12 protein-coding genes, 2 tRNA genes and 1 pseudogene are annotated in these 15597 nt (G+C 68.4%); 12 read left to right on the forward strand and 3 right to left on the reverse strand.

All coding sequences use genetic code 11. The annotated features are described in order from the left end of the window. The first annotated feature begins 31 nt into the window (after positions 1-31). Positions 32-793: an SDR family oxidoreductase gene (locus ABD243_RS03195; protein ID WP_344362003.1), complete on the forward strand. Its 762-nt coding sequence runs from the start codon at positions 32-34 to the stop codon at positions 791-793. Positions 794-854: 61 nt separating this feature from the next. Here the strand turns inward: ABD243_RS03195 and ABD243_RS03200 are convergent, their stop codons facing one another. Beyond that, a complete protein-coding gene (locus tag ABD243_RS03200; RefSeq protein ID WP_344362005.1) occupies positions 855-1337 on the reverse strand; it encodes a hypothetical protein in 483 nt (160 codons plus the stop codon). Positions 1338-1534: 197 nt separating this feature from the next. Further along, positions 1535-2725 carry an acyl-CoA dehydrogenase family protein gene (locus ABD243_RS03205; RefSeq protein ID WP_344362007.1) on the reverse strand — a complete coding sequence of 397 codons (1191 nt, stop codon included), beginning with the start codon at positions 2723-2725 and terminating at the stop codon, positions 1535-1537. Between the two features lie 120 nt (positions 2726-2845). On the opposite strand from ABD243_RS03205, the gene ABD243_RS03210 reads away from it, so the two are divergent. From ABD243_RS03210 to ABD243_RS03240, 7 genes and pseudogenes are all read left to right on the forward strand, one after another. After that, positions 2846-3499: an MOSC domain-containing protein gene (locus ABD243_RS03210; RefSeq protein ID WP_116765153.1), complete on the forward strand. Its 654-nt coding sequence runs from the start codon at positions 2846-2848 to the stop codon at positions 3497-3499. Between the two features lie 388 nt (positions 3500-3887). After that, complete coding sequence (locus tag ABD243_RS03215; protein ID WP_344362012.1) at positions 3888-6026, forward strand: DEAD/DEAH box helicase; 2139 nt, start codon at positions 3888-3890, stop codon at positions 6024-6026. A 231-nt stretch (positions 6027-6257) separates the two neighbouring features. Continuing rightward, positions 6258-6329: transfer RNA gene (locus ABD243_RS03220), tRNA-Thr, on the forward strand. A gap of 62 nt (positions 6330-6391) precedes the next feature. Then, positions 6392-6465, forward strand: a tRNA-Met gene (locus ABD243_RS03225). A 121-nt stretch (positions 6466-6586) separates the two neighbouring features. Then, a pseudogene (gene yidC, locus ABD243_RS03230) lies at positions 6587-7375 on the forward strand (membrane protein insertase YidC); the annotation flags it as partial. A gap of 20 nt (positions 7376-7395) precedes the next feature. Then, complete coding sequence (locus ABD243_RS03235) at positions 7396-8055, forward strand: NAD(P)H-binding protein (RefSeq protein WP_344362014.1); 660 nt, start codon at positions 7396-7398, stop codon at positions 8053-8055. A 123-nt stretch (positions 8056-8178) separates the two neighbouring features. Beyond that, on the forward strand, positions 8179-9750 hold the full coding sequence (locus ABD243_RS03240; protein WP_344362016.1) for a Na+/H+ antiporter: 1572 nt from the start codon (positions 8179-8181) through the stop codon (positions 9748-9750). A 15-nt stretch (positions 9751-9765) separates the two neighbouring features. Here ABD243_RS03240 and ABD243_RS03245 read toward each other — a convergent pair whose 3' ends face one another. Then, positions 9766-10947, reverse strand: coding sequence for an ROK family protein (locus ABD243_RS03245; protein WP_344362018.1), 1182 nt, complete (start codon positions 10945-10947; stop codon positions 9766-9768). 105 nt (positions 10948-11052) lie between these two features. On the opposite strand from ABD243_RS03245, the gene ABD243_RS03250 reads away from it, so the two are divergent. From ABD243_RS03250 to ABD243_RS03265, 4 genes are all read left to right on the forward strand, one after another. After that, positions 11053-12759 (forward strand): glycoside hydrolase family 13 protein, encoded by a 1707-nt coding sequence (locus ABD243_RS03250; RefSeq protein WP_344362020.1) that lies wholly within the window; start codon positions 11053-11055, stop codon positions 12757-12759. Continuing rightward, positions 12756-13751, forward strand: coding sequence for an aldo/keto reductase (locus ABD243_RS03255; RefSeq protein ID WP_425547118.1), 996 nt, complete (start codon positions 12756-12758; stop codon positions 13749-13751). Before ABD243_RS03250 ends, ABD243_RS03255 begins: the two co-directional genes overlap by 4 nt. 168 nt (positions 13752-13919) lie before the next feature. Beyond that, entirely contained in the window at positions 13920-14783 is an 864-nt protein-coding gene (locus ABD243_RS03260; RefSeq protein ID WP_116765146.1) for an HpcH/HpaI aldolase/citrate lyase family protein, read from the forward strand. A 324-nt stretch (positions 14784-15107) separates the two neighbouring features. Then, positions 15108-15512: a hypothetical protein gene (locus ABD243_RS03265; RefSeq protein WP_344362024.1), complete on the forward strand. Its 405-nt coding sequence runs from the start codon at positions 15108-15110 to the stop codon at positions 15510-15512. The last annotated feature ends 85 nt before the right edge of the window (positions 15513-15597 follow it).

The raw sequence follows: 15597 nt of genomic DNA on the forward strand, positions 1-15597 counted from the left end.
CGCCCCGCCGGGCGGCGCTAGGCTGTTCGCCATGAGCTCCCCGTCACCCCGTAAGACTGCCCTCGTCACCGGCGTCGGCCGGCTCGCCGGAATCGGCGCCGGCATCGCGCGCCGCCTCGCCGCGGACGGCTGGGACCTCGTCCTGAGCTACTGGCAGGACTACGACGCCCGGATGCCGTGGGGAGTCCAGCCCGACGACGTCGAACGCCTCACCGTCGAGCTGCAGGCGACCGGCGCCGCCGTCGTGGTCCTGCCGGCGGATTTGGAAGACCCGCAGGCCGTGGACGGGCTGATGGCCGCGGTGGCGGCCGAGGCCGGAACTCTGGAGGGCCTGGTGCTCAGCCACGCCGAATCCGTGGACTCCGGCATCCTGGATACGTCCCTGGCGAGCTTCGAACGGCACTTCGCGGTCAACACCCGCGCCGGCTGGCAGTTGATTGCCGCTTTCGCCCGGCAGGCGGGTCCCGACGGCGGGGCCATCGTGGCGCTGACCAGCGATCACACCGCCTTCAACCTGCCCTACGGAGCGTCAAAGGGTGCGCTGGACCGGATCGTGATCGCGGCGGCCCGGGAGCTCGGCCCGCTGGGGATCAGCGCCAACGTCCTCAACCCGGGACCCGTGGACACCGGCTGGATGGATGACGTGCTCCGCGGCGAACTGGCCGTCCGGCAGCCCGGCGGCCGGCTGGGCACTCCGGCGGACGTGGCCGGCACGGTCGCGTTTCTGCTCTCGCCCGAGGGCCGCTGGATGTCCGGGCAGCTGGTCAAGGCCGACGGCGGCTTCTCCGCCTGAGGTCCCCGGACCCCGCTTCCCTGCACGCCGACGTCGTTGATCCGGTGGTGGCCGGATCCGGTCAGTCGGCGGTCAGCAGGGCGAGGGCTGTTGCCAGTTCGGTGGCGGCGCCTTGGAGGAGGCAGGCCGTCTCGCGTGCCCGGGCGTTGCGTCCGGACTGGAGGTCGGCATCAATGAGGTCGGCCATGAGTTGGAGCTGGCACGCACCGGCAATGGATGCGGACCAGGACAGGCTTTGGGCGGCGAGGCGCGCGTCTTCCCAGTCCCCGACGGTCAAGGCCCGGTGAACCTTTTCGACCCGGTGGGGAAGCATGAGCTGGAATGTAGTGACGAAGTCGTGGAACCGCCAGGACTGGAGTGTGCCTGTGCTCTCCTGAAGGCGGTCGCGGTCCAGAACAGGTGCCGTGGCGATGCGGGCACGGTACCTGCGGGGTCCCTGGTCAGCCCCCAAAATGTCCTGATCGTTCGCGCCCGCGCTGGTCGTGGCGTGACGTGCCGGAAAGAACCGGAGCGTCCACGCGGCTGACTTGGCATTGAGACCCATGATGTCCCCCTAACCCGGCATCCTGTTCCGATCCGTCGGACAGGCAGCGTGCCGCCCTCCGGAGCGATGGCACCACTCTACGAATGCGCCCCAGGGAGAACACGAGTGCTGGCTACCCGAAATCTCAGCAGTCACCACTTGTATCACTGGCCCCATACGTACCTCACGACCGGGATCGCCTTCGCGGGCTCGCGGGCTTAGCGGAAGGCCGGGATCCCCGTGAGGTGCTGGCCCAGGACCAGGGTGTGGACCTCGTCGGTGCCCTCGTAGGTGCGGACGGATTCCAGGTTGGCGGCGTGCCGCAGGGGCGAATAGTCCAGTGTGATTCCGTTGCCGCCCAGGATGGTGCGGGCCTCCCGGGCAATGCTGAGCGCCTCCCGGACGTTGTTCAGCTTGCCGAGCGAGATCTGCTCCGGCCGCAGCCTGCCGGCGTCCTTGAGCCGGCCCAGATGCAGGGCCAGGAGGGTGCCTTTCTGGATTTCCAGGAGCATGTTCACGAGCTTCTCCTGCGTCAGTTGGTACCCGGCCAGCGGCTTGCCGAACTGCAGCCGCTCCTGGGCATAGGCCAGGGCCGCCTCGTAGGAATCCCGGGCGGCGCCCATCGCGCCCCAGGCGATCCCGTACCGGGCCTCGTTGAGGCAGGAGAACGGGCCCCGGAGCCCCCGCGCCGCCGGCAGCAGCGCCTCCGGACCCAGCCGGACGGCGTCGAATGTGATGTCGCACTGGATCGAAGCGCGCATCGAGAGCTTCTGCCCGATCGGCGTTGCGGTGACCCCCGGGGTGCCGGCGGGGACGAGGAAGCCGCGCACGCCGTCCTCCGTCATGGCCCACACCACCAGCACGTCCGCCACCGACGCGAGCCCGATCCAGCGTTTGGCGCCGTCCAGGACCCAGCCGGCGGTGTCCGCGGAGCCGTCGCGGCGGGCGAAGGTCTTCATCGAGGCGGGGTCCGAGCCGGCCGTGGGCTCGGTCAGGGCAAAGGCGCCGATCAGTTCGCCGGCGGCCATCCGGGGGAGCCACTCCTGTTTCTGGTCCTCGGAGCCCCACTTGTGGATGGCCGTCATGGCGAGGGAGCCCTGCACGGAGACAAAGGTGCGGATGCCGGAATCGCCGGCCTCGAGCTCCATTGCCGCGAGGCCGTACTCGACGGCGGAGCGGCCGGGGCAGCCGTAGCCCTCCAGGTGCATGCCGAGCACGCCGAGTTCGCCAAGCTCCGGGGCGAGGTCCAGGGGGAACACGGCGTCGTCGTACCAGCCGGCGATCCCGGGCCGGATGCGCTGGTTGGTGAAGTCGCGGACGCGCTCCCGCACGGCCAGCTCCCCGGCGCTCAGCAGGGAATCGATCGCCAGGACATCGGAAACATCGGAAAGGTTGGCCTCGTTGCTCATGCCAGCATCCTACGGCGGCTCCGCTCGTAGCGGTGGTGCTCAGCCCGGTGGTGCCCGCCCGGCGCACGGGGCCCGGTGCGGGCGCTGAATCCGGTGCCCGGGCGGGCCTACACTGGTGCCATGGAAACCGCATCTGTGCTTGCTGTCTGCCGGGTTCACCAGCTGCTCGAAGATCCCGGCAGCGTCGGGGTCACCGCGATCGACAAGCGCCCCGTGGACGGTCCGGTACGGGTCCACAAACTCGGCCTGCGCGGTGATGTCCAGGCGAGCAGGATGGACCACGGCGGCGAGGACCAGGCTCTCTACGCGTACTCGCAGGACGACGCCGATTACTGGGCAGGGGAGCTCGGGCGGGAGATGCCGCCGGGCATCTTCGGCGAAAACCTGCGGATCTCAGGACTCAGCGCCTCCAATGCTGTGATCGGCGAACGGTGGAAGATTGGACTGGACGTCGAGGTGGAAGTCACCTCCCCGCGCGTCCCCTGCGCCACGTTTCAGCGGCGGATGGGCGAGCCGCACTGGGTCAAGCGGTTCACCGAGGCGGGCAAGGTCGGCACGTACCTGCGGGTGGTACGGACCGGCAGCATCGAGGCCGGAGACCACATCCACCGGATCTTTGTTCCGGTCCACGGCGTGACCGTTGCCAAGTGGTTCACCGACCCCACGCTGGAGGATATGGAAGCCCTGCGCGACGCCGACGCTGACGGCGAGATCCGCCTCCAGCCCGAATATCACGAGCGATTCGAGAGGCTGCAGCGACAGCTTGGCGTGTAGCCGTGCCGCGCCGGTGTGCGCAAGCTCACCCGCCGCCGTCGGCCCCTCAATTACCACTGTTCTGGTTCATGCCTTACACTGGAACTATCCCCCACTCCGGAAATCCCTTATTCCTGCCCAATTCTTGAGGCAGGACTGGTAAGTGTTGGGGCCCGCAAAATGTGATGCGGGCATTTTCATAGGGAGAGCCGGCAAAAGAAAACGCTGTACAGACTGCTGGGATAGCAGCCAAGAGATGCAGCGGGAAGTCCTGCCACGGGATTGCGAAAGCGCCGGACTTCTGTGACCCGCCGGTCAACGTACGCCCGGCAACTCGTGTCACGCGTACTGCGGCTCCGCTCATCTCGGGTTGTGCCGCTTGGCCCCTATGGATGAGGAAATTTCACCTATGCCCGAAAATCAGAACAACTCCGTCGACACCGAACTCGCCACCGAGAACAGCCAGGCCGACGTCGAGACTTCTGAAACGGCTGCCCCCGCACCCGGCTCCGCCCCGGAATTCACCGAGGCTCCTGCGAACGTTGAGGCTCCGGTAGCCGAGGCCGCCCCGCAGGCTGACACCACGACCGAAGCCGGGACCGAGGCCAAGTCCGCCCCGTCCAAGGACGAGGACACCGAAGATGAGGGCGTTAAGTTCGTTGACCTCGGCATCGACGGCCGCGTCCTCGCTGCCCTGCAGGACGTCGGCTACGAGAAGCCGTCCCCGATCCAGGCAGCAACCATCCCGCTGCTGCTCGAAGGCCGCGACGTCGTGGGCCTGGCCCAGACCGGTACCGGTAAGACTGCAGCATTCGCAGTACCGGCGCTGTCCCGCCTGGCCGAGCTCCACGACCTCAACGGCCCGTCCCGCAAGACCCAGGCCCTGGTCCTGGCGCCGACCCGCGAGCTTGCGCTCCAGGTTGCCGAGGCCTTCACCTCCTACGCCAAGCACATCGACGACTTCACCGTCCTGCCGGTGTACGGCGGCTCCGCCTACGGCCCCCAGCTGGCCGGCCTGCGCCGCGGCGCCCAGGTTGTTGTCGGAACCCCCGGCCGCGTCATCGACCACATCTCCAAGGGTTCCCTGGACCTGTCCGAACTCCAGTACCTCGTGCTGGACGAGGCCGATGAGATGCTGCGCATGGGCTTCGCCGAGGACGTTGAACAGATCTTCCAGCAGACCCCCGCGGGCCGCCAGGTTGCGCTGTTCTCCGCCACGATGCCGAGCCAGATCCGCCGGCTCTCCAAGCAGTACCTGAACAACCCGGCCGAGGTCCAGGTCAAGTCCAAGACCACCACGGGCGCCAACACCCGCCAGCGCTACCTGCAGGTCATGGGCCCGCACAAGCTCGACGCGCTGACCCGCATCCTTGAGGTCGAAGAGTTCGAGGGCGTCATCGCCTTCGTGCGGACCAAGATGGCCACCGAGGATCTCGCCGACAAGCTGCGCTCCCGCGGCTTCCAGGCTGCCGCCATCAACGGCGACATCCCGCAGCAGCAGCGTGAGCGTACGGTCGAGGCCCTGCGCGACGGCAAGATCGACATCCTGGTCGCCACCGACGTCGCGGCCCGCGGCCTTGACGTCGAGCGCGTCAGCCACGTGGTCAACTACGACATCCCGCACGACACCGAGTCCTACGTCCACCGCATCGGCCGCACCGGCCGCGCGGGCCGTTCCGGCGACGCGATCTTGTTCATGACCCCGCGGGAGAAGTACCTGCTGCGTTCCATCGAGAAGGCCACACGCCAGCCGGTGGAGCAGATGCACCTGCCCACCGCCGAAACCGTCAACACCCTGCGCCTGGGCAAGTTTGCCGACAAGATCACGGAGACGCTCGAGTCCGAGGACGTTGCGGCATTCCGCGACCTCATCTCCTCGTACGAGGAAGAGCACAACGTGCCGGCCGCCGAGATTGCAGCCGCGCTGGCCGTCATGGCCCAGGGCGGACAGCCGCTGCTGGTCAAGGAACTCCCGGCCGCGCCGGAATTCCAGAAGCGCGAACGCTCCAAGGACGGCTTCGGCTCCCGCGGGCCGACCCGTACGCTGACCGAGGGCAACGCCACCTACCGGATCGCCGTCGGACGCCGCCAGCGCGTCATGCCGGGTTCCATCGTGGGCGCCATTGCCAACGAAGGCGGCATCTCCTCGGCCCAGATCGGCGGCATCGACATCCGCTCGGACCACTCCCTCGTGGAGCTCCCGGCAGACCTGAGCCCCGATCAGCTGAAGGCCCTGTCCCGCACCCGGATCGGCGGCGAGCTGATCCACCTCGAGCTCGACAACGGCCGCAAGCCCTCCGGCGAGCGTGGCTCGTACCAGGGCAACCGCGGCGGCGACCGTGGGGGAGACCGCGGCGGCTACTCCGGTGGCAGCGGCAACTTCAAGGGCAACGGCGGCTTCAAGCGCGAATTCCGCAAGAGCGACGGCGAGCGGTCCTCCGCTGACCGTGGCGGCCGCTCCTTCAGCGAGCGTTCCGAGCGGAGCGTCGGCACCGACACCCGCAAGCCCCGCCACGAAGGCGGCTTCAAACCCCGCAACAAGTGGTAACCACTAGCACTATCTGAGAGAGGGCCGGCTCCTGAGCCGGCCCTTTCTTCTTTAAGCTTCCACGCCTGTGTTCGCTTCGTCACACCGCAGGCGGAGGGTCGGCCCGGGAGGCCGATTTTGGCGCCCCGGACTTCCTTGGAAGCTCTGATTTCCGCGACTTTCGGCAGTACCGCCGTCGTTCGGGCGCCGATTTGTTGGTGGGCGAATCTTCCGGTAGAGTATTTACTCGTTGCCCCCCTAGCTCAGTGGTAGAGCGCGTTCTTGGTAAGAACGAGGTCACCGGATCGATTCCGGTGGGGGGCTCTGAATGAGGGCCTGTGTCAAGGCGGTTTTTGACCGGCTTAGCGCAGGTTTTCCTCATTTATGGCGGTGTAGCTCAGTTGGTTAGAGCGCACGACTCATAATCGTGAGGTCGGGAGATCGAGCCTCCCCACCGCTACAGGCAAGACCCCCGGAATCCATTGAGATTGCGGGGGTCTTTCTGTCTTCCCGACAACTGCAGTCCCCGCCAAGTGCGTGACAAGTTCCTCCTTTCGCCGTAGCTTGGCAGCACCTGGCGGATGGGGGTTTCGGTGGACGTCCTGGGAGCAATCATGGCCCCGTTCAAATGGCTGGTCTCAGCCATCATGGTGGGCTTCCATGACGGCCTCAGCGCCATCGGCATGTCGCCGGCCAACGGCTGGACGTGGACCCTGTCCATCATCGGGCTCGTGCTGGTCATTCGCGCGGCCCTGATTCCCGTCTTCGTCAAGCAGATCAAGGCCCAGCGCGGCATGCAGCTGCTGCAGCCGGACCTGAAGAAGATGCAGGACAAGTACCAGGGCAAGACTGACCAGCTCTCCCGCCAGGCCATGGCGCAGGAACAGATGGCGCTTTACAGGAAGCACGGCACCAACCAGTTCTCGGCCTGCCTGCCCATGCTGATCCAGATGCCGTTCTTCTTCGCGCTCTTCCAGGTGCTCTCGGGCATCAGCAGCGCCAAAGTCAGCGGCCAGGGCATCGGAGCGATGAGCGCCGAGCAGGTCAAGCAGTTCGATGAGTCCACCATTTTCGGCGCACCGCTGTCCGCATCCCTGCTCCATGGCGGCGGCGGCAACCAGACCGCCGTGTGGATTCTCTCCATCGTGATGATCCTGGCCATGACGGCCTCGCAGTTCATCACGCAGAAGCAGATCATGGCCAGGAACATGTCCGAAGAGGCCCTGGCCAGCCCGTTCATGCGCCAGCAGAAGATGATGCTCTACATCCTGCCGGTCGTCTTCGGTGTGGGCGGCATCAACTTCCCCATCGGTGTCCTGATCTACTGGACCACCACCAACCTCTGGACCATGGGACAGCAGTTTTTTGTCGCATGGGACAGAATGGGTCCATGACGCGAATCGCAATCATTGGCGGCCACGGCAAAGTGGCTTTGGAACTGTCCAGGATCCTCGCAGCGGACGGGCAGGAGGTCACGTCCTTCATCCGCAACCCGGACCACGCGGCCGACGTCGCCGCCACCGGCGCTACGCCCACCGTTCTGGATGTGGAGAACGCGACGACGGCGCAGATCGCCGATGCCCTGCGCAACCACGATGCCGTCGTGTGGTCCGCCGGGGCCGGGGGCGGCAGCCCCGAACGGACCTACGCCGTGGACCGGGACGCCGCGATCCGCTCCATGGACGCCGCCGCAGACGCCGGCGTCGGGCGGTACGTCATGGTCTCCTATTTCGGCGCGGGGCCGGACCACGGGGTCCCCGCCGACAACGGGTTCTTCGCCTACGCCGAGGCCAAGGCCGCCGCGGATGCCTACCTGCGCGGCTCGGGCCTTGACTGGACCGTCCTGGGCCCCGGGACCCTGACGAACGGACCAGGCAACGGGATGATCGACGTCGATCCCGCCGACACGTCGGACGGCACCGGAACCACCCGCGCCAATGTCGCCCTCGTGGCGGCCGCGGTGCTCGGGCTGCCCGCCACGATCGGACGCACGATCGAATTCCGGGACGGCACCCTGCCGCTCGCCGCAGCCCTGGGCCCACGGGCCTAGCACCAGGGCCCAGCCCCGCAGAGACCCGGGCCTTGGGAGGCCGCGTCCGGCCGATAGGGTAGTGGGGTCGGTCCGTGCATCCACCCGGGATGCGCGCGGCCGGATTTCGGGGAGAGCAGGCGCATGGACCAGTTGGCACTCATCGTTGGACTCCTGCTGGCCACCGTGGTGGCCGTTGGGCTGGGGGACCGGCTCAAGCTGCCCTACCCCGTGCTGATGCTGCTCCTGGCCGTGGCCCTGACGTTCATCCCGGGCTTTCCGGAAGTCCAGATCGCGCCGGATCTGATCCTGCCGATCTTCCTTCCGCCGCTGCTCTTCGCCACAGCCCAGCGCAGCTCCTGGGCCGTCTTCCGGGTCCGCTGGCGCACGCTGCTCATGCTCGCCGTCGCGCTCGTGGTGGCCTCCACCGCGGTGGTGGCCGGCGCGGCGTGGCTCATGATCCCGGGCATCGGCATCCCGGCCGCCATCGCCTTGGGGGCCATGGTGGCGCCGCCGGATCCCGTGGCCGTGGACTCCATCGCAAGCCGGGTCCACATGCCGCGGCGGCTTAACAACGTGCTCCAGAGCGAGGGACTCTTCAACGACGCCGCCGCCATCGTCATCTTCCAGGCGGCCGTGGCCGCCGCGGTGGCCGGCACCAAGATCGCCTCCGACGTCGTCCTTCAGTTCATCCTCGGCGCCGCGATCGCAGTGCTGGTCGGGATCGGCATGGGCTGGCTCACGAGCCTGATTACCCGCCTCGTGGCCTCCATGGTGGCCCGCAGCGCCGTGACCCTCGTGGTGCCGTTCGCCGCGTACATCCTGGCCGAGGAAGTGCACGCCTCCGGGGTGATCGCCGTGGTCGTTACCGCGCTGGAAATACAGCGTCACTCCCGCCCGCAGGACGCCGCCGAGCGGGTCACCCGCACCGCGTTCTGGGATGTGGTGGAGCTGCTGATCACGGGCCTGGCGTTCGGGCTGGTGGGGCTGGAAGTACGGCAGGTCATCCACGACGAAGGCACGTCCGTGCTGGGCATGGTGGGGAGCGCCGCGGTGGTCTGCGTGCTCGTGTTCGCCGTGCGGTTCGCCTGGCTGGCCATGATGTCCGGGTTGTCGCGGGCCAGGAAGGACGTCCTGCGCCCTACCTCGGCGAAGGACGTGCTGATCCTTACCTGGTGCGGCATGCGCGGCCTGGCTACGCTGGCGCTGGCATTGGCCCTTCCGTTGACCGTTGCGGACGGCACGCCGTTTCCGGCCCGGAGCGAGCTGCTGGTGATCGCCTGCGCGGTGCTGCTGGCCACCCTGGTGCTGCCCGGGCTGACGCTGCCGTGGCTCATGCGCGTCCTGAAGGCATCCGAGGACGGCTCGGAAGAACGGGACGCCGCCCGCGTGCTGGCCTACCGTGCCCAACAGGCAGCCATCGCGGCGCTCAAGGACAACGAGCTCATGAAGGAGCTGCCGGCGGAGAAGGTGGCGCTGGTGAAAGAGAAGATGACCCGGCTGCACGCCGAACTGCTCGACGGGAGCCTGAAGAATGAAAGCGCGGGAGATAAGCGCAAGCGCGGCCGCGAACTGGCGATTGCCGTGCAGACGATCGCCCTCGACGCGGCCCGCCAGGAAGTCGTGGCGGCCCGGAACGAGCCGGGCATGGATCCGGAAGTGGCGGACCGGGTGCTGCGTCAGCTGGACCTCCGCACCATGATCATGCCGGACTAGGGCAACCGATCAGGGTCAGCCCCGCGCGGGCAGCGTCAGCTCCATCGCATTCGCCTCGACGTAGTCCAAAGCGTGCCGCACAGCGCCGACCGTGACGACTGCGTCGCCCAGCGGTGAGGCCGTTACGCGCGGGGGAGTCGCGGTGAAGAGGGGGAGCAACGCCGTGATCTCCGGAAGCAGGGCGCCGGCGGAATCGGCGACGGCGCCGCTGATCACCACCTGCTCGGGGTTGATCAGGCTCGCGATCGAGGCGATCACGCGGGCCATGCGCTCCGAAATCCGGCTCAGGATCGCCAATGCCGCAGGGTCTCCCGCCGCCGCGTCCTCGAACACCCGCGGTGCGCTGGCAGCACCGCCGTCGGACGGGCCGCCGCCTGCCGCGGACCACTGCCGTGCCAGGGCCGCGATGCCGTCGCTGGAGCCAACGCCCTCCACCATGTCCAGATAGCCCATCTCGCCGGCTGCCCCGCCGCGGCCGTGGAGCAGGCGCCCGGATTCCATGACCCCGGCGCCCAGGCGTTCGCCCGCGAGAAGCACCACCAGATCGTCCACCCCCGCACCGGAACCGCGCCAACGCTCACCGAGGGCGGCCAGGTTGGCGTCGTTTTCCAGGAGCACTGTCCAGCCATGCAGTTCCTTCAGCGCGGATCGGAGCCCGACGTCGAACAGGCTCCAGAACCGCTGGGTCACCAAGACGTTGCCGTCCCGGTCCACCGGCGCGGCGATCCCGGCGCCCACGGCGAGAACCATGCTCGGGTCCGTTCCCGCGGCCTCCAGGGCCCTGCGGCAGGCGCGGTCGATGACGCCGATCCGCTCCTGCGCGGGGATGTCCACCGCACGGAAGCTCTCACTGGACCGGCCGACGACGGTGCCGCGGAGGTCGGCCACGGCGGCGGTGGTGGTGGCCGCGCCGATGTCGAGGCCCAGGACGAAGCCGGCCTCCCGGTTGAAGGCAAACCGCCGGGCCGGGCGGCCCTTCCGGGGACCTTCAGAGTTCGTTCCGGGCTGGTCCAGCTCCACGATCCAGCCCCGGCCGATCAGGTCCTCGCAGACGGCGATGACGGAGGCCCGGGTCAGCCCGGTGAGGGCCATCAGCTCCGTCCCGGTGGCAACCTCCGCGCCGCGGATGTGGCGGAGAACGGCCTGGGCGTTGACGCGGCGCAGCAGCTGCGGCGTGGCGGCGGCTGCGTGCGGCATCACTTCTTGACCTCTTCTGTTCCCGGACCCATAATTGTTCAGGCAATATATTTAGCTTGTATCTAAAATACCAGAAGCCGTCTCCCAGCCCCGAAGGATCATCCCTTGTCCAACACCGCCACGCTGGCAACCCTGTCCGGTTCCGACCTCGCCGCCGACCCCAACTGGTGGCGCCAGGCCTCGGTGTACCAGATCTACCCGCGGAGCTTCTCCGATTCCAACGGTGACGGCCTGGGCGACATCAAGGGCATCACCGCCAAGGTCCCGTACTTGAAGCAACTCGGAATTGACGCCGTCTGGCTCTCCCCGTTCTACCCCTCGGCGCTGGCCGACGGCGGCTACGACGTCGACGACTACCGCGATGTCGACCCCAAGCTGGGCACCCTGGCGGACTTCGACGAAATGTCCGCCGCGCTGCACGCGGCCGGCATCAAGCTGATCGCGGACATCGTCCCCAACCACTCCTCCAACCGGCACGTCTGGTTCCAGGAAGCCCTTGCCTCCCCGCGGGGTTCCGCCGCCCGCGAGCGCTACATCTTCCGCGACGGCAAGGGCGAAAACGGCGAGATCGCGCCCTCGGACTGGGAGTCCGTGTTCGGCGGCCCCGCCTGGGAGCGCATCACCGAGCCCGACGGCACTCCCGGCCAGTGGTACATGCACATCTTCGCCAAGGAACAGCCGGACCTGAACTGGTCCAACCGCGAAATCCGCGACGACTTCCTCAAGACGCTCCGCTTCTGGTCGGACCGTGGCGTGGACGGCTTCCGCGTCGACGTCGCCCACGCCCTGACCAAGGACCTCACCGAGCCCCTGATCTCCAAGGTCGAGCTCAGCGCCGCCAACACCGGAACCGACGGATTCGACGACGGATCGCACCCCTTCTGGGACCGCGACGAAGTCCATGAGGTCTACGCCGAGTGGCGCGAGGTCTTCAACGAGTACAACCCTCCGCGCACCGCCGTCGCGGAGGCCTGGGTGCACGCCAGCCGCCGCGCCCGCTACGCGAGCCCGCAGGGCCTGGGCCAGGCGTTCAACTTCGACCTCCTGCAGGCCGACTTCGACGCCGATGAGTTCCGCGAAATCATCACCCGAAACCTCGCCGAGGCCACCGAATCCGGCGCCTCCTCGACGTGGGTCTTCTCCAACCACGACGTCGTGCGCCACGCCACCCGCTACGGCCTTCCCAAGGGCGGCGGCAAGCACGCCCAGGGCCAGGACGGCAAGGGCTGGCTTCTGGCCGGAGCCCCCGCGGAAGAACTCGACGTCGAACTCGGCCTGCGCCGGGCCCGCGCCGCCACGCTCCTGATGCTGGCCCTTCCCGGATCCGCCTACCTGTACCAGGGCGAGGAACTGGGCCTGCAGGAAGTCGCGGAGATCCCCGACGCCGAGCGCCAGGACCCCACCTTCTTCCGGAACAAGGGCGTCGAGATCGGCCGTGACGGCTGCCGCGTGCCGCTGCCCTGGGCCCCGGAAGGCACCTCGTTCGGGTTCGGCGACGGCGGCGCGCACCTGCCGCAGCCGGCCTGGTTCGCCCGCTACGCCGTGGCAGCCCAGGACGGCGTGGAAGGCTCCACGCTGGAGCTCTACCGCACGGCCCTGAAGTTCCGCCGCGAACTGCAGACCTCGGAGGAAATGGAATGGCATGAATCCGGCAGCGCCGACGTCCTGCACTTCAGCCGCCCGGGCGGCTGGCAGACGGTGACCAACTTCGGTGACACGCCCGTGGAACTGCCCGCCGGTGAGGTGCTGGTCAGCAGCGGCCCGCTGGACGGCGGACTGCTGCCGGCCAACACCACCGTCTGGCTGCGGTGAGCATTCCGGCGAAGGACTCGACCGGTGCGCCCGCCCGCGACGGGAATCCCGGCCAGGAGCTCATCTATGGCTGCATGGGCCTGGGCGGCAGCTGGTCGGCGGAGCCGTACTCGTCCGCGGAGGTGGACGAGGCGGCGGCCGCCGTCGAGTCAGCCCTGAAGGCCGGCATCACGCTCTTTGACCACGCGGACATCTATACCAACGGCAAGGCCGAGGCCGTTTTCGGCGAGATCCTGGCCGGGACTCCGGGACTGCGCGAGAAGATCCGGCTCCAGACCAAATGCGGCATCCGGCTCAACGAGCAGGGCCTGGAGGCGTACTACGACCTCAGCCGGGACGGCATCCTGGAACGGGTCAACGAAAGCCTGGCCCGGCTCCGCACGGACTACGTCGACGTGCTCATGCTGCACCGCCCGGATCCCCTGATGGATCCGGCGGAAGTGGCATCCGCCGTCGGGCAGCTCATGGCCGAAGGCAAGGTGCGCGCCGTGGGCGTGTCCAACATGTCGGGTCCGCAGATCGAGATGCTGCAGGACCGGCTCGAGACGCCGGTGGTGGCCAACCAGCTGGAGATGAGCCTGCTCAAGCGGGCCTGGCTCGAAAGCACGGTGCTGGTCAACCATGCCGAGGGCACGGACTACAGCTTCCCGCACGGCACCGTTGAGCATTGCGTCCGGCACGGCATCCGTCTGCAGGCGTACGGCTCGCTGGCCCGCGGCCTGTACACCGGGGCGCCGGCCGCCGTGCCGACGCCGGCCGAGGAAGCCGCCACCGCCCTCGTCGCCGCCCTGGCCGCCGCGAAGGGGACCACGGGGGAGGCAATCGTGCTGGGCTGGCTCATGAAACACCCCGCCGGGATCGCGCCCGTGATCGGCACCGCCAACCCTGACCGGATCCTCGCCTGTGCCGGCGCCGCAGAGGCCGCCGCGTCCATGACCCGCGCCGAGTGGTACGGGCTCTGGGTGGCGGCTCGGGGCAGCAACATCCCCTAGTACGCCCACCATGCCCACCCAACTGGCTGGCAGTTAAGGCCGCTATTCGCGCTGAAAACGACTTCAGCTGCCAGCTACTTGGGTGCGGATGTGATTTTGGTCGTAATGGTCACCCCGGAGGGCCGGATCGCTTAGCCGCAAACGCCTCCGGGCGGATAGCGTAGATGCATGACTTCTACCACCACCGCCGAATCCCTTCGGCCCCAGCGCAACATCCCGGCCGACATTGCCCGCTCCTGGCTGCTGGTCAACGCGATGAAGCCCGAACTCTTCGACCAGTCCGCCGTCTCCCGGGCCGATGCAATCATCCTCGACATCGAAGACGCGGTGGACCCCTCCCAGAAGGACGCCGCCCGCGACAACGTCGTGAACTGGCTGACCGCCGGCGGCAGCGCGTGGGTCAGGATCAACGACGCCACCAGCCGGTTCTGGGCCGACGACCTCGCCGGACTGCGCGGCACCCCCGGCCTGCTGGGCGTCATGCTGGCCAAGACCGAATCGGCCGACCAGGTCACAGAGAGCTTCCACCGGATGGACGGCAAGACCCCGGTCATCCCGCTCGTCGAGTCCGCCGTCGGCATAGAGGAAGCCAACAACATCGCTAAGGCCCAGGGTGCGTTCCGCCTGGCCTTCGGCTCCGGCGACTTCCGCCGCGACACCGGCATGGCCGCCACCCCGGAGGCCATGGCCTACCCGCGGGCCAAGCTGGTGGTGGCCAGCCGCGTCGGCAACCTGCCGGGCCCCATCGACGGCCCCACGGTCGGCACCAACCACCCGATCCTGCGCGAGCAGACCGGCATCACCGTGATGATGGGCATGACCGGGAAACTCTGCCTGGCGATCGACCAGACTCCGGTGATCAACGAAGTCATTAGCCCCACCCCGTCCGACGTCGCCTGGGCCACGGACTTCATGAACGACTTCGAAGCCAACGGCCGCGTCATCCGGGACGGCTCCGACCTGCCGCGCCTGGGCCGCGCCGAGAAGATCATGAAGCTCGCCGTAGCCTTTGGCGTGAAGCCGGCCCTGTAGCCGCCCCGCCACTTAAGGAGACCCCGTGACCGGTACCCGTTATCTGGTCCACGGGGTCTTTTGGGATGGTCCGGAGCCGGCAGCGGCCGGACGGAGCCAGCCCGGACCCGAACAGGCGGCCGCCGGGAGTGCCGTCCTGCGGCTGCAGGACCCTGCGGGCGCCTTCACCGAACTGGCGCTCGACGCCGGGACGCGGCTCGGGTTCCGGCTCGCCGCCCCAGGCAAGCGCTGCCTGGGCCACCACAAGGTGCACGGCCCCGCGGACCGGGACCACATTCCCTGCCCTGCCCGGGCAGAGGCCGCTCGGGGCAGCCAGTGCCAACGGTGCTTCGTTCTGGACGACTCGCGGCTGATCCACGACTTCCACCGCGGCGGCCGGGTCCCGCCCTCAACCGGCGGCTGGCCGCGGAAGTCCGGGACCTGCTGTCCCGGGTCCCCGCCGACGGCTTCGGGATCGTGGACGAGCCGTGGTTGCGACCCGGCCTGGCGGAGGTCGCCTGCCTGCCGAACGGTGCTGGCGCGCGGACCGCACGGCACCCGTACCCGCACGGGTTCGATTCGGGGGACCACGGGTTCGGGATCGCCTCCCTGAGCGGCAGCTGCGCCGTCGCGGGTTTGGCCGGAACGGACCTGGAATTCATCGTGAACCTGGGCCTGCTGAAGGCGAGGACGGTTCTGCTGGGGGAGTACAAGTCCGACGTCCCGGCCGTGCAGGAATCCCTGTTCTGAGGCTGGATTTGCCCCTCGACGCGCAAAATGCCGGACGCGCCCGTATTCCGGCGTCGCCAGGCATTTTGAGCGTCGCCGGAAATTG

Source organism: Arthrobacter humicola, assembly GCF_039531445.1.
GTDB lineage: Bacteria > Actinomycetota > Actinomycetes > Actinomycetales > Micrococcaceae > Arthrobacter > Arthrobacter humicola.